Genomic DNA, 22841 nt, shown 5'->3' on the forward strand with positions numbered 1-22841 from the left:
TGATTCCAGTACCAATATGTACAGCACAACATTTTATAAGGTTTGAATCCATGTTTCGTTCTGTTCGCCTTCTCGGTCTACTACTAAACGCACTCAGCTTGCGCGGTAGACTTGTGGGCGGAATCAAACACTGATTCAAACCTGCTGAAAGTTAAAAACCCGCGCCTGTCGCGGGTTTTTTTATGCTCGTTGCCAGGCCAGAAAAAGCATAAGGATGATTACGATGAGCCAGCAAGTCATTATTTTCGATACCACTCTGCGCGACGGTGAGCAGGCATTACAGGCCAGCCTGAGTGTGAAAGAAAAATTGCAGATTGCTTTAGCGCTGGAGCGCATGGGCGTGGATGTGATGGAAGTCGGTTTCCCGGTCTCCTCACCGGGCGACTTTGAGTCTGTGCAGACCATTGCGCGCACCATTAAAAACAGTCGGGTTTGCGGTCTGGCACGCTGTGTGGAAAAAGATATTGATGCGGCGTACGAATCACTGCGCGTTGCCGAAGCCTTCCGTATTCATACCTTTATCGCTACCTCACCGATGCACATCGCCACCAAACTGCGCAGCACGCTGCCAGAAGTGATTGAGCGTGCGGTGCATATGGTGAAACGTGCGCGTAATTATACCAGCGACGTTGAGTTCTCCTGCGAAGATGGCGGCCGTACCCCGATTGATGACCTGTGCCGGATGGTAGAAGCCACGATTAACGCCGGTGCCACCACCATCAACATCCCGGATACCGTTGGCTACACCCTGCCAGGTGAGTATGCCCACATCATCGGCGAGCTGATGAATCGCGTTCCTAACATCGATAAAGCGATTATCTCTGTTCACACTCACGATGACCTGGGTATGGCAACCGGCAACGCCCTGGCTGCCGTACAGGCGGGCGCGCGTCAGGTGGAAGGAACGATGAATGGCCTGGGTGAACGTGCCGGTAACTGTGCGCTGGAAGAGGTGATCATGGCGATTAAAACCCGCCAGCAGATCATGAACGTGCATACCAATATCAATCATCAGGAAATCTACCGTACCAGCCAGATGGTCAGCCAGATCTGCAACATGCCGATCCCGGCGAACAAGGCAGTGGTCGGCTCTAACGCCTTCGCTCACTCCTCGGGTATCCATCAGGATGGCGTGCTGAAGAACCGCGAGAACTATGAAATCCTGACGCCGGAATCGATCGGCTTACACAAAATCCAGCTGAACCTGACCTCACGTTCTGGCCGCGCGGCGGTAAAACATCGTATGGAAGAGATGGGCTATGCCGAGCAGGATTACAATCTGGATACGCTGTATGACGCCTTCCTGAAACTGGCCGATAAAAAAGGGCAGGTTTTCGATTACGACCTGGAAGCGCTGGCCTTCATCAACAAGCAGAATGAAGAGCCGGAACATTTCCAGCTGCACGAATTTAACGTCCAGACCGGTTCCAGCATCACCGCCACCGCCTCTGTCAATCTGGGCTGCGGCGATGTCGCTAAATCGGATGCAGCCACCGGTAATGGCCCGGTTGACGCGGTCTACCAGGCGATTAACCGTATCACCCAGTTCGACGCTGAGCTGGTTAACTACAAGCTGACCGCGAAAGGCCACGGCGAGAATGCGCTGGGTCAGGTCGATATCGTCGTGAGCTACAACGGCCGCAAGTTCCACGGCATTGGTCTGGCGACCGATATTGTGGAGTCCTCCGCCAAAGCGATGGTCAACGCTCTGAACAATATCTGGCGTGCCCGTCAGGTTGAACAAGAATTGCAGCGCAAATTTAAAGATCAGAAGGAAACCGTATAACCATGTCCAGCTCATCTCATATCGCAGTTTTACCCGGTGATGGTATCGGCCCGGAAGTGATGGCGCAGGCTATGAAAGTGCTGGATGCCATTCGTCAGCGCTTTGATATGCAGATCACCACCCAGGAGTATGCGGTCGGCGGCATTGCTATCGATCAGCATGGCGAACCCCTGCCACCCGCAACGGTTGCAGGCTGCGAGCAGGCCGACGCGATCCTGTTTGGTTCCGTTGGCGGCCCGAAGTGGGAGCACTTACCGCCGGCATCGCAGCCGGAGCGCGGTGCGCTGCTGCCGCTGCGCAAACATTTTAAGCTGTTCAGTAACCTGCGTCCGGCTGCACTCTACAGCGGACTGGAGGCGTTTTGCCCGCTGCGCGCCGACATTGCTGCCAAAGGCTTCGACATTCTGTGCGTGCGTGAACTGACCGGCGGCATCTACTTTGGTCAGCCGAAAGGACGTGAAGGCAGCGGCCCGGAAGAGCGTGCATTTGATACCGAGGTTTATCACCGTTTCGAAATTGAGCGCATCGCCCGCATCGCGTTTGAATCGGCGCGCAAACGCCGTAACAAAGTCACCTCGGTTGATAAAGCCAACGTGCTGCAGACCTCGGTGATGTGGCGTGAAATCGTCAACGAAGTGGCCAAAGAGTACCCGGACGTGCAGCTGAGCCACATCTATATCGACAACGCCACTATGCAGTTGATCAAAGACCCGTCGCAGTTTGACGTGCTGCTCTGCTCCAACCTGTTCGGCGATATTCTCTCTGATGAGTGCGCCATGATCACCGGCTCGATGGGGATGCTGCCTTCCGCCAGCCTGAATGAAGCGGGCTTTGGCCTGTTCGAACCCGCGGGTGGCTCGGCGCCGGATATCGCCGGTCAGAATATTGCCAACCCGGTCGCCCAGATCCTGTCGCTGTCGCTGCTGCTGCGTTACAGCCTGAATGCCGATGAGGCTGCCGACAGTATCGAACGCGCCATCAGCCGTGCGCTGGAACAGGGCTACCGCACCAAAGATTTAGCCGGTGATGGCCCAGCGGTCAGCACAGATGAGATGGGCAGCATCATTGCCCGCTTTATCGCCGAGGAAAAATAAAAAAATGAAAACCTTATACCAGAAGTTATTTGATGCACATGTCGTCCACGAAACGCCAGAAGAAACGCCGTTACTCTACATTGATCGCCATCTGATCCATGAGGTGACCTCGCCCCAGGCCTTTGATGGTCTGCGCGCGCACGGACGTAAAGTCCGTCAGCCGGGCAAAACCTTTGCCACCATGGATCACAACGTTTCTACGCAGACCAAAGATATCAATGCGTCGGGAGAGATGGCGCGTATTCAGATGCAGGAGCTGATGAAGAACTGCGCTGAGTTTGGCGTACAGCTGTATGACCTGAATCATCCGTTCCAGGGCATCGTCCACGTTATCGGTCCTGAGCAGGGCATGACGCTGCCGGGCATGACGATTGTGTGCGGTGACTCGCACACCGCGACTCACGGTGCGTTTGGCTCGCTGGCCTTTGGTATCGGCACCTCTGAAGTTGAACATGTGTTTGCTACCCAGACCCTGAAACAGGGTCGGGCAAAAACCATGAAGATTGAAGTGCTGGGCCAGGCGTCAACCGGCATTACGGCTAAAGATATCGTGCTGGCGATCATCGGCAAAACCGGCAGCGCAGGCGGAACCGGCTATGTGGTCGAATTCTGCGGTCCGGCGATTCAGGCGCTGAGCATGGAAGGTCGTATGACCCTGTGCAACATGGCGATTGAGATGGGTGCGAAAGCGGGCCTGGTGGCACCGGATGAGACCACCTTCAACTATCTGAAAGGTCGTCAGTTCTCGCCGCAGGGTGAGAAATGGGAGCAGGCCGTTGATTACTGGCGCACCCTGAAGTCTGACGAAGGCGCGAAATATGATGCGGTGGTAACGCTGCATGCTGAAGAGATTGCACCGCAGGTCACCTGGGGCACCAATCCGGGTCAGGTCATTGCCGTTGATCAGGTGATCCCAAATCCGGCCTCGTTCGCCGATCCGGTTGAGCGCGCCTCAGCCGAAAAAGCCCTGGCCTACATGAACCTGCAGCCAGGCATCAAACTGACCGATGTGGCGATTGATAAAGTATTTATCGGCTCCTGCACCAACTCACGCATCGAAGATCTGCGTGCCGCCGCCGCCATCGCCAAAGGCCGTAAAGTGGCGCCTGGCGTGGTCGCCATGGTGGTGCCGGGTTCCGGCCCGGTGAAAGCGCAGGCCGAAGCGGAAGGTCTGGACAAAATCTTCCTGGAAGCGGGCTTTGAATGGCGTCTGCCAGGCTGCTCAATGTGTCTGGCGATGAACAATGACCGCCTGAATCCGGGCGAGCGTTGCGCGTCAACCAGCAACCGTAACTTTGAAGGCCGTCAGGGCCGTGGTGGACGTACTCATCTGGTCAGCCCGGCGATGGCCGCGGCGGCTGCCGTAACCGGCCACTTTGCCGACATCCGTGAACTGACGACAGGAGCTTAAGTCATGGCGAATAAATTTACTCAGCACACCGGCATTGTTGCGCCGCTGGATGCCGCGAACGTCGATACCGACGCGATCATTCCTAAGCAGTTTTTGCAGAAGGTCACCCGCACCGGTTTTGGACAGCATCTGTTCCACGACTGGCGCTTTGAAGATGACGCGGGCACCGTGCCAACGCCCGGCTTTGTGCTGAACAAGCCTGAGTTCAAAGGCACCAGCATCTTGCTGGCGCGTGAAAACTTTGGCTGCGGCTCTTCACGTGAGCATGCGCCCTGGGCACTGACCGATTTTGGTTTTCACGTGGTGATTGCGCCGAGCTTCGCGGATATCTTTTATGGCAACAGCTTCAACAACCAGCTGCTGCCGGTGAAGTTAAGCGAAGAGGAAGTGGATGAGCTGTTCAGACTGGTTGCGGACCAGCCCGGCATCAGCTTTACGGTAGACCTGGAAGCGCAGACGGTCACCGCTGGCGATAAAGTCTATTCGTTCGAGCTCGACAGCTTCCGCCGCCACTGCATGATTAACGGCCTGGACAGCATCGGCCTGACGCTGCAGCACGAAGCCTCCATTTCGCAGTATGAGCAGAATCAGCCCGCCTTCCTGCGCTAATTGAGTAAAATCAGGGCGACATCGGGTCGTAATGCTGATCAGTTAAGATTAGATTTGTAAAGGCTGTCACGGTCAAACGTGGCAGCCTTTTTTCTGGCCGAGCAAGCCGCAGTGCGGGCCAGCGCACCTCTGCTGCTGCCGGGCCGTCCTCGCGCCGCTCACGCGGTACCTTCGGCTTTGACGTCGTGCCGACGAACCGTTCGGGGATCGGCCCTCCCTGGCCGGCCCCGACCTGTCCACGCTTCCCGGCGTGGACTTCTGGCCCACCGTCACGCCTCAGCGCTGCGGATAGCCCTTTCAGCAGCAGAGGCGCGCTGGCCTCCACTCTCGTGCCCTTTTTAACAGCACGCACCAGAAGCTTAAGAGCAGACTGGTGGCGATCAGGAGCAGGCAATCCGCAGCGCTGAACAGAATGAGTCTGCCAGGAGAGCCCGCAGGACGCGGGCGAAAGGCGGGGCGGCACAGGATGTGCCATCCCCGACGGTCCGTCAGGCAGGCGAATGAAGTGAAGGAACCGCGCAGCGGCGCGAGGACCGCCAGCCCCTGAGCGGCACCAGACTGCGTTATCACCTGTCGCTTAACTGACTGGCATTACGACATCGGGTCGCCCTTCTTCTTTATACGTCGCGCACCCGCGCCGACATCACCAGCGCCACTATAGCCAGCCCGAATGCCAGCCAGTAAACCGCCTCATGTCCCAGTCGCTCACTGAGCGTGCCCTGAATAACACCAGCCAGAATCATGCCGGTCGAGATCGAGTTGGTGAACATGGTGGTCGCTGCACCAGGCCGTCCTGGCATCAGATCCTGAAACCACAGCATCCCTATGCCAGCAATAATCCCGACAAACACCGCGTTAAACAGCTGCAACACCATCAGCGACGTGCGGGAATTGAACAGCACCAGCCCCAGATAAAACAGTACGCCAGCCGCCACCGCGATCAGCATTAACCGGCGCTTGCCGATACGCCGTGCGTAATGTCCGGCCAGCAGCATCACCGGGATCTCCAGCCCCGCAGCCGTTCCCATCAGCAGACCGGCCAGCTTCTCAGGCAGCCCCAGCGTGGTGCTGATATAGAGCGGCATATCGATGATATACATAGTGTTGCAGGTCCACATCGCGACTGAGGCCAGGAACAGTAAACGCACATCCCGATCGCGCCAGCCACTTAGCGGCAGCCCGCCGCTTTGCATCAGGGGCTGCGAACGTGGCACCGACGGCACGGTGAACCAGATCAGCAGGATACAGATCAGAAACAGCGCGGCGGCCACCATAAATAGCGTCACAAAGCCGTAGTTCAGCGCCAGCGCGAAGGAGAGCGGCGGCCCAATCACCCACGCCAGCGACAGCTGCGCACGCATCACCGAACTGAACATCACCGCTTCACGCGCCGACTGATCGGCATATTCCCGCGCCAGCGCAAACAGCTGAGGCATTGAGACGCTGGCCAGCGCTGACAGCAGCACGCCCAGCGTCAGTAAGGTCAGATAGTGGCGGGTAAAGGCAAACAGTAGCGCATTGACCAGCGCCATCAGGCAGCAGAAGAGAATGATATGACGACGATCGCCGACGCTGTCAGAGCGCTTTGCCACCAGCATGCTCACCACGATACCGGCCACCGCATTGATGGTGAAAAACAGTCCGACCCAAAAGGGCCGCGCCTGCACCTCGCGCGTCAGAAACAGGCTGAGCGTCGGCGCCTGCAGTGCGCCCGCGATGCCCAGCATGAACGAGGCGACCATAAAAGCGAGGTAAACCGGATTGATGCGGCGCTGCCGCGTTAACAGCGATTTCATACCGAAATCCCTTACAGAACAAACAGAGGGGAAAAAAGAAGGGTAGACGATACCGCGCAACATGAAAAAAGCCAGCAGAGATCATCTGCTGGCGGTGTAAATGCACCCTACTCAGAAAAGCACTCCGCTGAACAGCGAAGTCAGGGTCGAACGCCATTCAGAACTGAATGCCTCCCGCTCTTCCCATAACGCAAAGTTTGCTCTTAAAATAGGGCAAGAAAAACAGAGCGCTTTTCATCGGGAGTTCCTCTTTTATGTCCTCATCACGTCTGAAGCAGCAGTTCATTCGCCTGTGGCAGAGCTGTCAGGGGCAAACGCAGGAGATTACCCTTAGCGAACTGGCTGACCTGCTGCACTGCTCGCGCCGCCATATGCGCAATCTGCTCAACCGGATGCAGGCCGCGGGCTGGCTAATCTGGCAGGCGGAAGCCGGACGCGGCAAGCGTTCACAGCTTACCTTCTGCTATACCGGACTGGCCCTGCAGCAGCAACGTGCCGAGGATTTGCTGGAGCAGGATCGCATCGATCAGCTGGTCCAGCTGGTGGGCGATAAAAATCAGGTACGGCAGATGATCGCCGCGCATCTGGGGCGCAGTTTCCGTCAGGGCAAGCATATCCTGCGGGTGCTCTACTATCGTCCGCTGCTCAATCTGCTGCCCGGTTCGCCGCTGCGGCGCTCCGAAACCCATATTGCGCGACAGATTTTCAACGGCCTGACGCGGATAAATGAGGAAAATGGGGAAATCGAGCCCGATATTGCGCACCACTGGCAGCAGACTTCCCCGCTTCACTGGCGCTTTTTTCTGCGTCCGGCGATTCGCTTTCATCACGGCAGAGAACTGGAGATGGAGGATGTGCTGGCCACGCTGGAGCGTCAGCGCCCCCATCCGCTCTTTTCCCATATTGAGCAGATCGACTCGCCCGCGCCCTGGACGCTGGATATCCGCTTAAGCCAGCCCGACGAGGGATTACCCTGGCTGCTGGGCAGCGTCAGTGCGATGATCCTGCCGCGCGAATGGCCGACGCTGCACGATTTTGCCCGCCAGCCCGTTGGCACCGGTCCTTACCGGGTGATCCGCAATCAGGAGAGTCAGCTGAAGATCGAAGCGTTTGATGACTATTTTGGTTTTCGCGCGCTGATTGATGATGTCTCTATCTGGGTACTGCCCGACATCAGCGATGAGCTGGTCTATGCCGGTGTCCGTCTGCAGGGCGACGGAGCCGATGAGATTCAGGAGGAGAGCCGCCTTGAAGAGGGCTGCTACTATCTGCTGTTCGACCAGCGTTCAGAACAGGGACGCAACGAGGCGGTCCGGCGCTGGGTCAGCTACCTGTTTAATCCTATCGCCCTGCTCAATCACGCCGGTGTCGGCTACCAGCGCTACTGGTTTCCGGCGTATGGCCTGCTGCCACGCTGGCATCATCGGCGCGACCTGACGCCAGTGGAAAAACCGCCTGGCTTAACCCACCTGACGCTGACCTGGTACAGCCAGCACGTGGAGCATGAAGGCATCGCTAACGCGCTGCGTCCGCTATTGGCAGAGCATGGCGTCACGCTGGAGACCCGCGAGATCAGCTACGAAAGCTGGTATCAGGGCGAAGCGGAAAGTGATATCTGGCTTGGCAGCGTGAACTTTACCCTGCCGCTGACTTACTCTCTGTTTGCGCAGCTTTATGAGATCCCGTTGCTGCATCACTGTCTGCCGATCGACTGGCACAGCGATGCGGCCCGCTGGCGCGAGAAAACGCTGCCGCTGGCCGAATGGAGTAAACAGTTAGTCGAAGAAGCGGGTCTGCATCCGCTGTTTCACCACTGGCTGCTGCTTGAAGGTCAGCGCAGCATGCGCGGCGTTCGGATGAATACGCTGGGCTGGTTTGATTTTAAATCCGCCTGGTTCGCGCCACCCGCGCTGTGAGGCTTTCGCCCCGGCGCTGAAATGACTAGAATGTGACGTTCTCAACGGGGTGCCGCCTGCCACCAGCAAGCAGCTGAGAGATACCCGTCGAACCTGATTCGGTTAATACCGACGTAGGGATTTGGGAGGCCTCTGTGCTCAGATCCTTTGCGACTCATCCCCTATTCTCCTGAAGGAGCGCAAAGTGTTAAACAAAGTTCTGCCGGTGCTGCTGTTACTCTCCGCCCCCGTTCTGGCGGCTAAGCCGGTTCTCACGGTCTACACCTACGACTCCTTCTCCGCTGACTGGGGCCCTGGCCCGGCGGTTAAAAAAGCCTTCGAGGCGCAGTGCAACTGCGAGCTGAAATTCGTCACGCTGGAAGATGGCGTGTCGCTGCTGAACCGCGTGCGCATGGAAGGAAAAAGCAGCAAAGCCGATCTGGTACTGGGGCTGGATAACAATCTGGTACAGGCGGCGCAGAAAACCGGTCTGTTTGCCGAAAGTCAGGTCGATACCTCGACATTAAAACTGCCCGGCGGCTGGCACAACACCACCTTCGTGCCGTTTGATTATGGCTACTTCGCGTTTGTCTATGACAAAACCCGGCTGAAGAATCCGCCAAAAAGCCTGAAAGAGCTGGTCGACAGCCCGGAGAAGTGGCGGGTGATCTACGAAGATCCCCGTACCAGCACCCCCGGCTTAGGCCTGCTGTTGTGGATGCAGAAAGTCTATGGCGATCAGGCACCGCAGGCGTGGCAGAAGCTGGCGCAGAAAACCGTGACGGTGACCAAAGGCTGGAGTGAAGCCTATGGCCTGTTCCTCAAGGGCGAAGGCGATCTGGTGCTAAGCTACACCACCTCACCGGCTTACCACATCATCGAAGAGAAAAAAGAGAACTATGCCGCCGCGCCGTTTGCAGAGGGCCACTATCTGCAGGTTGAAGTTGCCGCGCAGTTAGCCAGCAGCAAGCAGCCGGCGCTGGCACAGCAGTTTATGAAGTTTATGGTGTCACCCGACTTCCAGCGCACGATTCCCACCGGTAACTGGATGTACCCGGTAATCGACACGCCACTGCCTGCCGGTTTTAGCGCACTCACTGTGCCCGCCACCGCTCTGCAGTTCTCGCCGGAAGAGGTTGCCAGCCAGCGTTCAGGCTGGATCAGCCAGTGGCAACGCGCCGTCAGCCGCTGATGCCGCGCTGGCTTATCCCCGGTTCGCTCGCCACGCTGCTGTTAATCAGCGTGGCGCTGCTGGCCTTCGGTGCACTCTGGAGCGCCGCGCCAGAGAATGACTGGCGCAGCGTGCTGCAGGATGATTACCTGCATCACGTTATCGCCTTCTCTTTTGGTCAGGCGCTGCTCTCCGCGCTGTTGTCGCTGCTGCCAGCGGTGCCGCTGGCGCGCGCGCTCTATCGACGCCGTTTCCCTGGCCGTCAGCTGCTGCTGCGTCTGTGCGCCATGACCCTGGTGCTGCCGGTGCTGGTGGCGGTATTTGGTCTGCTCACCGTCTATGGTCGTGTCGGCTGGCTGGCGCAGCTGTGCCAGCTGGCAGGGATTGATTACCACTTCTCTCCCTACGGTCTGTCGGGCATTTTGCTGGCGCACGTCTTCTTTAACCTGCCGCTGGCGACCCGCCTGATGCTGCAGGCGCTGGAGAGCATTCCGGCGGAACAGCGTCAGCTGGCGGCACAGCTCGACCTGCGCGGCTGGCACCATTTTCGTCTGCTGGAGTGGCCATGGCTGCGGCGTCAGCTGCTGCCGACCGGCGCGCTGATCTTCATGCTCTGTTTCGCCAGCTTTGCTACCGTGCTCTCACTGGGCGGCGGCCCGCAGGCGACGACCATCGAGCTGGCGATTTTCCAGGCGCTGAGTTATGACTACGATCCGGGGCGCGCAGCACTGCTGGCGCTGATCCAGCTTGGCTGCTGCGTGACGCTGGTGCTGCTCAGTCAGCGCTTCAGCAAGGCCATTCCCGCCGGAACCAGCCAGCTGAACGGCTGGCGCGATCCGCAGGATTCGCGCGGGGCGCAGCTGGTTGATGCGCTGCTGATCCTGCTGGCGCTGATCCTGCTGCTGCCCCCGCTGGCGGCGGTTATCATCGATGGTCTGCACGGCGGACTGCGCGGCGCGCTGGCGCAGCCTGCACTCTGGCAGGCGACGTTTACCTCACTGCGCATCGCCACCGGCGCCGGTCTGCTCTGTGTGGTGCTGACCATGATGCTGCTGTGGAGCAGCCGCGAGCTGCGCCTGCGTCAGCGCCCGGCGGCGGCAACCCTTATCGACACCAGCGGCATGCTGATTCTGGCGATGCCAGGCATCGTGCTCGCCACCGGCTTTTTCCTGCTGTTTAACGCCACCATTGGTCTGCCGGCGTCGGCGGACGGGCTGGTGATCTTCACCAATGCGCTGATCGCCATTCCCTATGCGCTGAAAGTGCTGGAGAACCCGATGCGTGACGTCGCGGAGCGTTACGGCAGACTCTGTGATTCGCTGGATATCCACGGCTGGAACCGGCTGCGGCTGATTGAACTGCGGGCGCTGAAACGTCCGCTGGCCCAGGCGCTGGCCTTTGCCTGCGTGCTGTCGATCGGTGATTTTGGCGTGGTGGCGCTATTTGGTACTGCCGATTTCCGCACCCTGCCGTTCTACCTTTATCAACAGATCGGTGCCTATCGCGGTGCTGACGGTGCAGTGACCGCGCTGCTGCTGCTGCTGCTCTGTTTGTTGCTGTTCACCCTGATGGAAAAATTACCAGGCCGCCATGCTGACACTGAATAACCTCACGTACCTTTATCAGCATCTGCCGATGCGCTTTAGTCTCAACGCCACCCGCGGCGAGCGCATCGCGATCCTCGGCCCCAGCGGGGCCGGTAAAAGCACCCTGCTGAGCCTGATTGCCGGTTTCCTGCCGGTGAAACAGGGCACCCTGATGATTGACGGCCAGGAGCACACCCACAGCGTGCCGGCCAGACGGCCGGTTTCGATGCTGTTTCAGGAGAACAACCTGTTTCCGCACCTCAGCGTGCAGCAGAACATGGCGCTGGGATTGCACCCCGGACTGAAGCTGAGCGCCGGGCAGCGCCAGCAGCTTGCAGCGCTGGCCGATCAGGTGGGATTAGGCGATCTGCTGACGCGGCTGCCGGGCGAGCTGTCAGGCGGACAGCGACAGCGCGTGGCACTGGCACGCTGTCTGCTGCGTGACCGTCCGGTGCTGCTGCTGGATGAGCCTTTTTCTGCGCTGGATCCCGCGCTGCGTGGAGAGATGCTGCAACTGGTGCGTTCAGTGTGTGAAGCGCGCAGCATCACGCTGCTGATGGTGTCGCACAGTCTGGAAGATGCCCAGCAGATTGCGCCGCGCAGCGTGGTGATTGTGGATGGCCGGGTTTACTGGGATGGCGAGACCCGACAGTTACTGTCGGGCGACACGCGGGAGGCCGAAGTGCTCGGCATCCCGCGTCGTTAAGCGATTCAGGCGAAGAAAACCTGCCACAGCAGATGACGGAAAATGGGCATCATCGGATGGAACTGAATGCCGACGAAAGCCGCGACGGCAATCACCAGCCCCAGCGGCCCTGCCCAGCGCAGGCGCTCAGGCGGCAGCCAGGCCGATGCCCAGTCGCGACTCTTGCCGCTGCGCCACCAGCGCCAGCATAACCAGACACCCAGCCAGATCAGCAGTGCTGCGCCGAGTAACAGCCATTTAAAGCTGCCGCCCTGCGCGGCTTTGGGCACATCGATCGCCACACCCGCCAGAATACCGGGCAGCAGATAGAGCGGCGGCCAGAGAATGCAGCCGATAATGTTCGGCGGCAGGAATTTACGCACCGGCAGCTCCAGCATACCGGCCGCCAGCGGGATCAGCGGACGCGTGGGGCCAACAAAGCGTCCGACCAGAATCGTAAACATGCTGTGCTGATGCAGGGCGTGCTCAGTTTTATCCAGCAGGCCTTTATACTTTTGCAGATACTTCCAGCGATGCAGCGGCCCCTGAAATTTCCAGCCGATGCCGTAGGAAACCCAGTCACCAATCAGGCAGCCCGCAAAGCCCGCCGCCCAGGCCGGATAAAGGCCAAGTTCGCCACTGCCGACCAGCGCGCCCAGACTGGCCATCATCACCGTACCTGGCAGCAACAGCCCGACCAGCGCCAGCGACTCCAGAAACGTCACCAGCGCAACGGCAAACAGCGCCCACTCCAGGGACTGCGTAATCAGTTGTTGAATCCAGGCTTCCATAATCATCCTAAGTAAAAGCAGAAGGCTGGATTGTCCTGAGCCAGCCACACAGCGTCAAGGCAAGAATTGTAGGACAATGTTGACAAAAGCGGGTGGCGGGAACTGTATAAATATCCATGTTATACTGAAGCGGTTTTCTCATCCTGAAATGCTGAGTCCGGAGAACATCTGAATATGCCCCGCGCAGGTTTTCTGCTCACCCGCCACTGGCGCGACAGCCCGCATGGCACCGAAATTATCCTCTGGCTCGCGACCGATGCGGGCGCGCAGCGCGTGGTGCTGCCGGTGCAGGAGTCCGTCGCGTTTATTCCTGAGGAATTTCAGGCGCAGGTCAGCGAATTACTGAAAGATGAACGTCAGTTTCGGATTCAGTCGCTGGCGCTGAAAGATTTTCGGCGTCGCCCGGTTTTCGGCCTCTACTGCCAGCAGAACCGCCAGCTACAGCGCATTGAAAAACGGCTGCGCGAAGAGGGTATTCCGGTCTATGAAGCCGATATCCGTCCGCCGGAGCGCTACCTGATGGAGCGTTTTATTACCGCGCCGGTCTGGTTTGACGGCGAGCAGCGCGGTGACAGCGTGGTCAATGCACGGCTCAAACCCCATCCCGACTATCGCCCGCCGCTGAAATGGGTCTCGCTGGACATTGAAACCACACAGCATGGCGAGCTTTACTGCATTGGGCTGGAGGGATGCGGTCAGCGCCAGGTCTTTATGCTCGGCCCGGCCAACGGTGATGCCAGCACGCTGGATTTCGAGCTGATCTATCTCGACAGCCGGCCGCAGTTACTTGAAGCGCTGAACCAGTGGTTTGCAGAGCATGATCCGGATGTCTTAATTGGCTGGAACGTCGTGCAGTTTGACCTGCGGGTGCTGCAAAAGCATGCCGATCGTTACGGCATTCCGCTGCGCCTGGGACGCCAGCATGCCGCGCTGGAGTGGCGTGAACATGGCTTCAAACCCGGCGTATTTTTCGCTCAGGCCAGTGGCCGGTTGATTATTGATGGTATTGACGCGCTGAAATCGGCGTTCTGGGATTTTCCCTCATTCAGCCTCGAGTCCGTGTCGCAGCAACTGCTGGGAGAAGGAAAAGCGATTGATAATCCCTGGCAGCGTATGGAGGAGATCAACTGGCGCTTTGCCAACGATAAACCGGCGCTGGCGCGCTACAACCTGAAAGACTGCGAGCTGGTGACGCGCATTTTTCACAAAACGGCGATTATGCCGTTTCTGCTGGAACGCGCGGCGGTCAATGGACTGGCGGTGGATCGCCACGGCGGTTCGGTAGCGGCCTTTGGTCATCTCTATATTCCGCGGATGCATCGCGCCGGGTTTGTCGCCCCGAACATGGGTGATGTGGCCCCGGAAGCCAGTCCTGGCGGTTATGTGATGGATTCGCGCCCCGGCCTGTATGACTCAGTGCTGGTGCTGGATTACAAAAGCCTCTACCCGTCGATTATCCGCACCTTCCTGATTGACCCGGTGGGTCTGGTGGAAGGGCTGGCCCATCCTGATGATGCCGATTCGATTGAAGGTTTCCGTGAAGCGCGTTTTTCGCGGCATACCCACTGCCTGCCTGCGATAGTTGAACAGATCTGGCTGGGTCGCGAAGCGGCGAAAAAGCAGAATAATCAGCCGCTGTCCCAGGCGCTGAAAATCATCATGAACGCCTTTTACGGCGTGCTGGGCACCAGCGCCTGCCGCTTCTTTGATCCGCGGCTCGCCTCCTCTATTACGCTGCGCGGTCACGCCATCATGCAGCAGACCCGAACGCTGATTGAGGCGGAAGGCTACGACGTCATCTATGGCGACACCGACTCCACCTTTGTCTGGCTGAAGTCGGCGCACAGTGAAGAAGATGCCGCCGCGATTGGTCAGCAGCTGGTGCAGAAAGTGAACGACTGGTGGCGCGACCATCTGCAGCAGACGCAGGGTCTGACCAGCACACTGGAACTGGAGTATGAAAACCACTTCTGCCGTTTTCTGATGCCCACCATTCGCGGCGCGGAACAGGGCAGCAAGAAACGCTACGCCGGACTGATTCGTGACGCCGCCGGTGAGCGCATGGTCTTTAAGGGGCTGGAGTCGGTGCGAACAGACTGGACGCCGCTGGCAAAAGCATTCCAGCAGCAGCTCTACCACCGTATCTTCCACCGTCAGCCGTGGCAGGATTATATCCGTACAACCGTGGCGCAGTTGCTGGCGGGTGAACTCGACGATCAGCTGATCTACAAAAAGCGGCTGCGGCGTCCGCTGAAAGAATATGAACGAAACGTGCCCCCGCACGTGCGCGCCGCCAGGCTGGCCGATGAGCACAATCGTAAATTAAACCGGCCCTTGCAGTACCAGAATGGTGGCCGGATCCGTTATGTCATCGCCACCGCAGGCCCCGAGCCACTGGAGGCGCGCAGCACGCCGCTGGACTATGACCACTACGTGACGAGGCAACTTCAGCCGGTCGCAGAGGGGATTCTGCCTTTTGTCGAAGGGGACTTTGCTACACTTATTACCGGACAGCTGGGGCTTTTTTGACAGGTGACGAACGTCCTGCCATCCAGTACCATAGCGCCCTTCCTGAAACTCACCGCTCTTAAGTACGCTCCAGGCCTTGTTGTCTGGCGGTAACGCTATTGCCTGAGCTTTGGGAACACCTCTAAAAACGTTAAAATTCGAGCAAAAAATATATGGTTTTTACATTAGGTCAGCGCTGGATTAGTGATACGGAAAGTGAACTGGGACTGGGCACCGTGGTGGCGATCGATACCCGCATGATCACCCTGCTGTTTCCGGCCACGGGGGAAAACCGCCTCTACGCCCGCAACGATTCGCCAGTTACCCGCGTCATCTTTAATCCGGGTGATACCATCACCAGCCACGAAGGCTGGCAGATGCGCGTCGATGAAGTACGCAACGAAAATGACCTGATGACCTATATCGGTACCCGTCTGGATACCGAAGAGAGCGAAGTGATGCTGCGCGAAGTCATGCTCGACAGCAAGCTGGTGTTCAGTAAGCCGCAGGATCGCCTGTTTGCCGGCCAGCTCGACCGGATGGATCGTTTTGCCCTGCGCTTCCGCGCCCGTAAATACCAGAGTGAGCAATATCGCCTGCCAATCAGCGGATTACGCGGCATGCGCACCAATCTGATCCCTCACCAGCTGCATATCGCCCACGATGTCGGCCGCCGCCATGCGCCGCGCGTCCTGCTGGCCGATGAAGTTGGCCTGGGTAAAACTATTGAAGCCGGGATGATCATCCAGCAGCAGCTGCTGGCTGGCCGCGCCGATCGCGTCCTGATCGTGGTACCTGAAACTTTACAGCATCAGTGGCTGGTCGAGATGCTGCGTCGCTTCAACCTGCGCTTTGCGCTGTTTGACGATGACCGTTATACCGAAGCGCAGCACGACAGCGATAACCCATTTGAGACGGAGCAGCTGATTATCTGCTCACTGGACTTCGTGCGCCGTAACAAGCAGCGTCTTGAGATGCTGGCCGATGCCGAATGGGATCTGCTGGTGGTCGATGAAGCGCACCATCTGGCCTGGTCAGAAGGCGAGCCCAGCCGTGAATATCAGGTTATCGAACAGCTGGCTGAGAAAACCGCCGGGGTTCTGCTGCTGACCGCAACGCCGGAGCAGTTGGGCATGGAGAGTCACTTCGCCCGTCTGCGTCTGCTCGACCCTAATCGTTTCCATGACTTTGCCGCCTTTGTTGAAGAGCAGCAGCATTTCCGTCCGATTGCCGATGCCGTCACCGCGCTGCTGGCCGATAAAGCGATCTCCCAGGAGGAGATGAACCGGATCAACGATCTGGTCGGCGAGCAGGATATTGAGCCACTGCTGCAGGTCGCCAACAGCGACCGTGACGGCAAGCTGGAGGCGCGTCAGGAGCTGATCTCCATGCTGATGGACCGCCACGGCACCAGCCGCGTGCTGTTCCGTAACACCCGTAACGGGGTTAAAGGCTTCCCGAAACGCGAACTGCACCAGATCCGCCTGCCGCTGCCTGCGCAGTATCAGACGGCGATTAAAGTCTCCGGCATTATGGGCGCGCGAAAAAGTGCAGAAGAGCGGGCGCGTGACCTGCTCTATCCGGAACAGATTTATCAGGAATTTGAAGGCGACAGCGGCACCTGGTGGAACTTCGATCCGCGCGTGGAATGGCTGATGGGCTATCTCACCACCAACCGCAAAGAGAAAGTGCTGGTGATCTGCGCCAAAGCGGCCACCGCGCTGCAGCTGGAGCAGGTACTGCGCGAGCGCGAAGGTATCCGCGCAGCGGTGTTCCACGAAGGTCTGTCGATCATTGAACGTGACCGTGCTGCCGCCTGGTTCGCCTCAGAAGAGAATGGCGCGCAGGTGCTGTTGTGCTCCGAGATCGGTTCTGAAGGCCGTAACTTCCAGTTTGCCAGCCGTCTGGTGATGTTCGACCTGCCGTTTAACCCGGACCTGCTGGAGCAGCGTATCGGTCGTCTGGATCGTATCGGTCAGGCGCACGACATTCAGATTCTGGTGCCGTGGCTGGAGCAGACCGCACAGGCGGTTCTGCTGCGCTGGTATCACGAAGGACTGGACGCGTTTGAACACACCTGCCCGACCGGCCGGACAATTTATGACAGCGTCCATTCGCAACTGATCGGCTATCTGGCCGCGCCGGAAAACAGCGAAGGTTTTGATGCGTTTATCACCGACTGCCGTAAACAGCATGACGCGCTGAAACTGCAGCTGGAACAGGGTCGCGATCGCCTGCTGGAGCTGAACTCCAACGGCGGCGAATCGGCTCAGCTACTGGCCAATGCCATCAGCGAGCAGGATAACGACACCGGTCTGGTGAACTTCGCGCTTAACCTGTTTGATATCGTTGGTATCAATCAGGAAGATCGCAGCGATAACCTGATTGTGCTGACCCCTTCCGACCACATGCTGGTGCCCGATTTCCCTGGCCTGCCGGAAGATGGCTGCACCATCACCTTCAACCGCGATCAGGCGCTGTCGCGCGAAGATACCCAGTTCATTACCTGGGAACATCCGCTGATCCGCAACGGTCTGGATCTGATTCTGTCGGGCGATACCGGCAGCAGCGCACTGTCACTGCTGAAGAACAAGGCGCTGCCGGTGGGGACGCTGCTGGTCGAGCTGATCTATGTGGTTGAAGCACAGGCACCGAAGCATCTGCAACTGACCCGCTTCCTGCCGCCAACGCCAATCCGTCTGCTGATGGATACTAAAGGCACTAACCTGGCGGACAAAGTGGAGTTCGAAAGCTTTAACCGTCAGCTGAATGCGGTTAACCGTCATACCGCCAGTAAACTGGTGAATGCGGTGCAGCAGGATGTGCATGCGATTCTGACCCAGGGCGAAGAGAGTGTGGTCAGCGAAGCGCGTGCGGTGATTGATGCAGCGCGTGCCGAAGCGAACGAGAAGCTGGGCGCAGAACTCTCCCGTCTCAACGCGCTGAAAGCGGTGAATCCGAACATCCGTGACGATGAAGTCGAGGCGCTGGAAAGCAACCGTGAACAGGTGCTGGAAAGTCTCGATCAGGCCAACTGGCGTCTCGACGCACTGCGCCTGATTGTGGTGACACACCAGTAAGCTCAGGGGCCTGGATGAATCTGGCCGCAACTGAGAAACTCAACACGCAGGGAACAGGGGCAGAGGAGGAAAGCGTCCCGCGCCATGGACAAAAACGCCAGGAGCGTTTTTGAACAACGCAACGCGTTGGCCCGGCAACGGGCGCACCTCAGGGATGAGGTGCGTAATCGCGCGGGCCGAGCTTGTCAGGGATGACAGCTTTTGCGTCTTTCCGATCTGACCGTGTTTCCTGCGCTGGCACGCAATCACAGCTAAGCGGGCCAGACTTTGTCTACAATCTCAGCCGCATGGCCCCTTATTTTTGGAAAGCCCCATGGAACCTTACAATCCACCGCGTGAACCCTGGCTGCACATCCTTTATCAGGATGCGCACATCATGGTGGTGAACAAACCCAGCGGTCTGCTCTCGGTACCCGGTCGGCTGGACGAACATAAAGATAGCGTGATGACGCGGGTTCAGCGTGATTTCCCGCAGGCTGAATCTGTCCACCGACTGGATATGGCGACCAGCGGCGTAATGGTCGTGGCGCTGACTAAGGCTGCTGAGCGCGAGCTGAAACGACAGTTCCGTGAGCGGGAGCCTTCCAAGACTTACGTGGCCTGCATCTGGGGTCATCCGGCGAAGGAAGAGGGATTGGTTGACCTGCCGCTGATTTGCGACTGGCCAAATCGTCCGAAGCAGATGGTCTGCTTCGAGACCGGCAAAGCCGCGCAGACGGAATATCAGGTGCTGGAATATCGTGCGGATAACAGTGCGCGTGTTTCGCTGAAACCGATTACCGGCCGCTCACACCAGCTGCGGGTGCATATGCTGGCGCTGGGCCATCCGATTCTGGGGGATAACTTCTATGCGCATCCGGAGGCCAAAGCGATGGCGCCCCGTTTACTGCTGCATGCGGAGTCACTGACCATTACCCATCCGGCATTTGGTAACGCCATGACGTTTCGTCAGCCCGCCGATTTTTAAGGTTTACTGCTCGCCTGTCACCGTGGCCTCCTCTGTTGCAGAAGCGGCCACGGAACATGGTGTTTACTTAAAGCCTTTCTCTTTGCGAATCAGATCGTACGCCGCCTGAATTTCCTGCGCTTTCTGCTTCGCCATCTCCATCATCTCTGGCGGTAACCCTTTCGCTACCAGCTTGTCAGGATGATGTTCGCTCATGAGTTTGCGGTAGGCGCGTTTGATGGTGGTGGCGTCATCGCTACTCTTCACACCCAGCACGCTACAGGCATCTTCCAGCGTTGGCCCGCGTTGCGCCTGCTGAAAACCGCCTGAACTGCGCTGACCACCGCCAAACTGCTGGCCACCTTCCATCATGCGCAGGAACTGATCGAACTGACCGCGTGAAATGCCCAGCTCTTCGGCAATCACATAGAGCACCTGTCGCTCATTAGGATGCAGTGAACCGTCGGCAAAGGCGGCCTGAATCTGGATCTCCAGGAACATCCGAATCAGATCAAACCGGCCAAAACAGGCGCTGCGCAGTTCACGCAGTTTGCTGCGTAACGGGTAATCCGCCTGCTTGCCTTCGCGGAACGCGCGCTGGGCAGCCGTGCGAGAGTCACCGTGCAGCTGCATCCGCTCCATTAACAGCGAAGCAATCTGAATATCCGCTTCCGTGACGCGCCCTTTTGACTTGGTCAGATGGCCCATCACCTGAAAGGTGGTGCTGAAAAACAGCGTCTGTCGGGTCTGATTATTTGAGAAGTAAGCCTTGCCTTGCGCGCCGCGTACTTTGTCAATCATATGGCCAATGATCAAACCGATCACAATACCCCAAAAGCCTGCGCCGGAAAGTAATCCCACCGCCAGACCCACAACTTTTCCCCAGTAGCGCATAAACTCCTCAATTCGCCATGCTTGCGGCTGAAAATTGCATTATCATACCTGTCATTTATCTCAGCGCCTAACGGCAACGCTGACTGACCAGGATTAACACTGGCGCAACGCCGGGCAGTAAGTTAGTCTCTGACCCGATTGTCGGCATGATGCCAGTTTTCATGGAATTCTCGATACCGCGTATGAAAAAACATATACCTACCCTGCTGGCCACACTGATCGGCGCAGCCATTAGCCAGCAAGCCTTTGCCGACGATTTGATGTCGCAGTGTATGTTAGGCGTGCCGAGTTATAACCGCCCGCTGGTGAATGGCGATACGAATCAGATGCCCGTCACCATTCACTCCGACGCCGCCAAAGGGAACTATCCCAACGATGCGGTATTCACCGGTAATGTGAATATTGAGCAGGGCAACAGCCGTATGCAGGCGGATGAAGTCCAGCTTCATCAGCGTCAGCAGGAAGGCCAGACCGCGCCCGTACGTACCGTCGATGCGCTGGGTAATGTGCACTACGATGACAATCAGGTCATCCTGAAAGGTCCGAAAGCCTGGTCAAACCTCAACAGCAAAGATACCAACGTCTGGAATGGTCAGTACCAGATGGTAGATCGTCAGGGACGCGGCGTCGCAGATCAGATGAAGCTGCGCGGCGATAACCGCTACACCATTCTGGAAAACGGTACCTTTACCTCCTGTCTGCCCGGCTCCAACAGCTGGAGCGTGGTGGGTTCAGAGGTCATCCAGGATCGCGAAGAGGAAGTGGCGGAGATCTGGAACGCCCGCTTTAAGATCGGATCCGTTCCGGTGTTCTACAGCCCCTATCTGCAGTTACCGATTGGCGATCGTCGCCGCTCCGGTTTCCTGATCCCGAATGCAAAATATGGCAGCAACAATGGCTTTGAGTTCACGCTGCCCTATTACTGGAACATCGCGCCGCAGGCCGATGCGACCATCACGCCGCACTACATGAGTAAGCGCGGCATGCAGTTTGAAAACGAATTTCGTTATCTGACCACGCTGGGTGCGGGTCTGGTTGAATTCGACTACCTCGGCTCGGACAAACAGTACGATAACGACAAAGCGGTGCGTGGCATCGCCGAAAATGACAGCTCCGATCGCTGGCTGTTCTACTGGCGTCATGCCGGTGTCTATGACCAGAACTGGCGTTTCAACGCGGACTACACCAAGGTCAGCGATAAGTACTACTTCAACGATCTCGACTCGAAGTACTACAGCTCGACAGACAACTACGCCACGCAGAAATTCAGCATCGGCTATGCGGACACCAACTGGGATGCCACGCTCTCCACCAAAGATTTCCAGGTGTTCGGCGATACCACCAGCAATAACGTCTACCGCGCCATGCCGCAGCTGGACGTCAATCTCTATCAGAACGATATCGGCCCGTTTGATGGCCGGGTTTATGCCCAGGCGGTGAAGTTCACCAACGTCAGCAGCCGCTATCCCGAAGCGACCCGTTTACATGTTGAGCCAACGCTGAACCTGCCGCTGTCAAACGGCTGGGCCAGCCTGGATACCGAAGCGAAGTTCCTGGCGACCCACTATCAGCAGACTGACGTTGATTTCTATAACAACGCTGCCAATGGTCTCAGGGGTGATAAGAGCGGCGAACTGGATGAGTCAGTCAACCGCACCCTGCCGCAATTTAAAGTTGATGGTCGTCTGGTGTTTGACCGCGATATGAACTCGGCGGTGGGTTATACCCAGACGCTGGAACCGCGCGTGCAGTACCTTTATATCCCGTATCGTAATCAGAGCAATATCTATCCGTACGACTCAACGCTGCTGCAAACCGACTACACCGGTCTGTTCCGCGATCGTACTTATAGCGGCCTGGATCGCATCGCTTCCGCCAATGAAGTGGCTACCGGCGTCACCTCGCGTATTTATGATAACGATCTGGTTGAACGTTTTAACGTTTCTGTAGGTCAAATCTACTCGTTTACCCCTTCTCGTACTGGTGTGAATCAAACCAGTAAAGAAGATGATACCGGCAGCCTGATCTGGGCTGGCGATACATACTGGAAAATCAGCGATCGCTGGGGCGTCCGTGGTGGGCTGCAATATGACACCAAACTCGACAACGTCTCCCAGGGCAATACCGTACTGGAATACCGTCGTGATGCCGACCGCATGGTGCAGCTGAGCTACCGTTACAGCAGCCCGGAGTATGTTGCGACCGCGCTGAACGATAGCAGCCTGGTCACGAATCCTATCTACAAAAATGGGATTTCACAGGTAGGTACCACGGCCAGCTGGCCGATTGCCGACGCATGGTCTGTGGTAGGCGCTTACTACTACGATACCCGCAACACGCGTCCGGCTTCACAACTGGTTGGCCTGCAATACAGCTCATGCTGTTACGCTATCCGGGTCGGTTACGAACGCAAAATTAACGGTTGGGAAAACAACGACAGTAAGTACGACAACCAAATCTCATTCAACATTGAGCTGCGTGGTCTGAGTCCGAACTATGGCTTAGGCACCAACGATATGCTGCGTCAGGGCATTATCCCTTACCAGCCTGCTTTCTGATGTTGTGATGTTTGACAGGCAATCCCGCAGT

The 22841-nt window shown here is 57.8% G+C and carries 16 protein-coding genes and 1 riboswitch; of the genes, 13 read left to right on the forward strand and 3 right to left on the reverse strand.

Annotation, left to right across the window (positions count from 1 at the left end; all coding sequences use genetic code 11):
• Positions 1-50: 50 nt before the first annotated feature.
• The 5 genes from leuL (at position 51) to leuD (ending at position 4900) form a co-directional block, all read left to right on the forward strand.
• Positions 51-134, forward strand: a complete 84-nt coding sequence (gene leuL, locus ACXKZD_RS16115) for a leu operon leader peptide (RefSeq protein WP_099257765.1) — start codon at positions 51-53, stop codon at positions 132-134.
• Between the two features lie 89 nt (positions 135-223).
• A complete protein-coding gene (gene leuA, locus ACXKZD_RS16120; protein WP_010253843.1) occupies positions 224-1786 on the forward strand; it encodes a 2-isopropylmalate synthase in 1563 nt (520 codons plus the stop codon).
• Between the two features lie 2 nt (positions 1787-1788).
• Positions 1789-2880: a 3-isopropylmalate dehydrogenase gene (gene leuB, locus ACXKZD_RS16125; RefSeq protein WP_022625403.1), complete on the forward strand. Its 1092-nt coding sequence runs from the start codon at positions 1789-1791 to the stop codon at positions 2878-2880.
• Between the two features lie 4 nt (positions 2881-2884).
• Positions 2885-4291: a 3-isopropylmalate dehydratase large subunit gene (gene leuC / locus ACXKZD_RS16130; RefSeq protein ID WP_010671818.1), complete on the forward strand. Its 1407-nt coding sequence runs from the start codon at positions 2885-2887 to the stop codon at positions 4289-4291.
• A gap of 3 nt (positions 4292-4294) precedes the next feature.
• Entirely contained in the window at positions 4295-4900 is a 606-nt protein-coding gene (leuD, locus tag ACXKZD_RS16135; protein WP_010253835.1) for a 3-isopropylmalate dehydratase small subunit, read from the forward strand.
• Between the two features lie 617 nt (positions 4901-5517).
• On the opposite strand, the gene ACXKZD_RS16140 is transcribed toward leuD, so the two are convergent.
• Positions 5518-6696 carry an MFS transporter gene (locus tag ACXKZD_RS16140; RefSeq protein WP_022625401.1) on the reverse strand — a complete coding sequence of 393 codons (1179 nt, stop codon included), beginning with the start codon at positions 6694-6696 and terminating at the stop codon, positions 5518-5520.
• Between the two features lie 254 nt (positions 6697-6950).
• On the opposite strand from ACXKZD_RS16140, the gene sgrR reads away from it, so the two are divergent.
• From sgrR to thiQ, 4 genes are all read left to right on the forward strand, one after another.
• Positions 6951-8612, forward strand: coding sequence for an HTH-type transcriptional regulator SgrR (gene sgrR, locus ACXKZD_RS16145; protein ID WP_167430702.1), 1662 nt, complete (start codon positions 6951-6953; stop codon positions 8610-8612).
• A gap of 35 nt (positions 8613-8647) precedes the next feature.
• A riboswitch (TPP riboswitch) is annotated at positions 8648-8750 on the forward strand.
• A 46-nt stretch (positions 8751-8796) separates the two neighbouring features.
• Complete coding sequence (gene thiB / locus ACXKZD_RS16150) at positions 8797-9783, forward strand: thiamine ABC transporter substrate binding subunit (protein ID WP_488981732.1); 987 nt, start codon at positions 8797-8799, stop codon at positions 9781-9783.
• Positions 9759-11369: a thiamine/thiamine pyrophosphate ABC transporter permease ThiP gene (gene thiP / locus ACXKZD_RS16155; RefSeq protein WP_033787387.1), complete on the forward strand. Its 1611-nt coding sequence runs from the start codon at positions 9759-9761 to the stop codon at positions 11367-11369. The genes thiB and thiP overlap by 25 nt, the downstream gene beginning before the upstream one ends.
• Positions 11353-12054, forward strand: coding sequence for a thiamine ABC transporter ATP-binding protein ThiQ (gene thiQ, locus ACXKZD_RS16160; RefSeq protein ID WP_022625397.1), 702 nt, complete (start codon positions 11353-11355; stop codon positions 12052-12054). Before thiP ends, thiQ begins: the two co-directional genes overlap by 17 nt.
• Before the next feature lie 5 nt (positions 12055-12059).
• Here the strand turns inward: thiQ and ACXKZD_RS16165 are convergent, their stop codons facing one another.
• The gene (locus ACXKZD_RS16165; protein ID WP_010253821.1) at positions 12060-12824 is read right to left on the reverse strand and encodes a DedA family protein; all 765 of its coding nucleotides are present in this window, start codon (positions 12822-12824) and stop codon (positions 12060-12062) included.
• A 168-nt stretch (positions 12825-12992) separates the two neighbouring features.
• On the opposite strand from ACXKZD_RS16165, the gene polB reads away from it, so the two are divergent.
• From polB to rluA, 3 genes are all read left to right on the forward strand, one after another.
• Positions 12993-15353 (forward strand): DNA polymerase II, encoded by a 2361-nt coding sequence (polB, locus tag ACXKZD_RS16170; protein WP_488982090.1) that lies wholly within the window; start codon positions 12993-12995, stop codon positions 15351-15353.
• Between the two features lie 152 nt (positions 15354-15505).
• Positions 15506-18412 carry an RNA polymerase-associated protein RapA gene (gene rapA, locus ACXKZD_RS16175; RefSeq protein ID WP_010253817.1) on the forward strand — a complete coding sequence of 969 codons (2907 nt, stop codon included), beginning with the start codon at positions 15506-15508 and terminating at the stop codon, positions 18410-18412.
• A gap of 313 nt (positions 18413-18725) precedes the next feature.
• Positions 18726-19379 carry a bifunctional tRNA pseudouridine(32) synthase/23S rRNA pseudouridine(746) synthase RluA gene (gene rluA / locus ACXKZD_RS16180; protein ID WP_010253813.1) on the forward strand — a complete coding sequence of 218 codons (654 nt, stop codon included), beginning with the start codon at positions 18726-18728 and terminating at the stop codon, positions 19377-19379.
• 63 nt (positions 19380-19442) lie between these two features.
• On the opposite strand, the gene djlA is transcribed toward rluA, so the two are convergent.
• A complete protein-coding gene (gene djlA, locus ACXKZD_RS16185) occupies positions 19443-20252 on the reverse strand; it encodes a co-chaperone DjlA (RefSeq protein WP_010253811.1) in 810 nt (269 codons plus the stop codon).
• Positions 20253-20434: 182 nt separating this feature from the next.
• Between djlA and lptD the strand changes: the two genes are divergently transcribed.
• Positions 20435-22810 carry an LPS assembly protein LptD gene (lptD, locus tag ACXKZD_RS16190; protein WP_010671814.1) on the forward strand — a complete coding sequence of 792 codons (2376 nt, stop codon included), beginning with the start codon at positions 20435-20437 and terminating at the stop codon, positions 22808-22810.
• The last annotated feature ends 31 nt before the right edge of the window (positions 22811-22841 follow it).

This window comes from Pantoea sp. ABR1s, from assembly GCF_057812235.1.

Coding starts and splice junctions, on each gene's coding strand:
- rluA (WP_010253813.1), top strand. CDS start 18,726: ATGGAACCTTACAATCCACCGCGTGAACCCTGGCTGCACATCCTTTAT.
- leuA (WP_010253843.1), top strand. CDS start 224: ATGAGCCAGCAAGTCATTATTTTCGATACCACTCTGCGCGACGGTGAG.
- ACXKZD_RS16140 (WP_022625401.1), bottom strand. CDS start 6,696: ATGAAATCGCTGTTAACGCGGCAGCGCCGCATCAATCCGGTTTACCTC.
- sgrR (WP_167430702.1), top strand. CDS start 6,951: ATGTCCTCATCACGTCTGAAGCAGCAGTTCATTCGCCTGTGGCAGAGC.
- lptD (WP_010671814.1), top strand. CDS start 20,435: ATGAAAAAACATATACCTACCCTGCTGGCCACACTGATCGGCGCAGCC.
- djlA (WP_010253811.1), bottom strand. CDS start 20,252: ATGCGCTACTGGGGAAAAGTTGTGGGTCTGGCGGTGGGATTACTTTCC.
- rapA (WP_010253817.1), top strand. CDS start 15,506: ATGGTTTTTACATTAGGTCAGCGCTGGATTAGTGATACGGAAAGTGAA.
- leuB (WP_022625403.1), top strand. CDS start 1,789: ATGTCCAGCTCATCTCATATCGCAGTTTTACCCGGTGATGGTATCGGC.
- leuL (WP_099257765.1), top strand. CDS start 51: ATGTTTCGTTCTGTTCGCCTTCTCGGTCTACTACTAAACGCACTCAGC.
- thiQ (WP_022625397.1), top strand. CDS start 11,353: ATGCTGACACTGAATAACCTCACGTACCTTTATCAGCATCTGCCGATG.
- ACXKZD_RS16165 (WP_010253821.1), bottom strand. CDS start 12,824: ATGGAAGCCTGGATTCAACAACTGATTACGCAGTCCCTGGAGTGGGCG.
- leuD (WP_010253835.1), top strand. CDS start 4,295: ATGGCGAATAAATTTACTCAGCACACCGGCATTGTTGCGCCGCTGGAT.
- leuC (WP_010671818.1), top strand. CDS start 2,885: ATGAAAACCTTATACCAGAAGTTATTTGATGCACATGTCGTCCACGAA.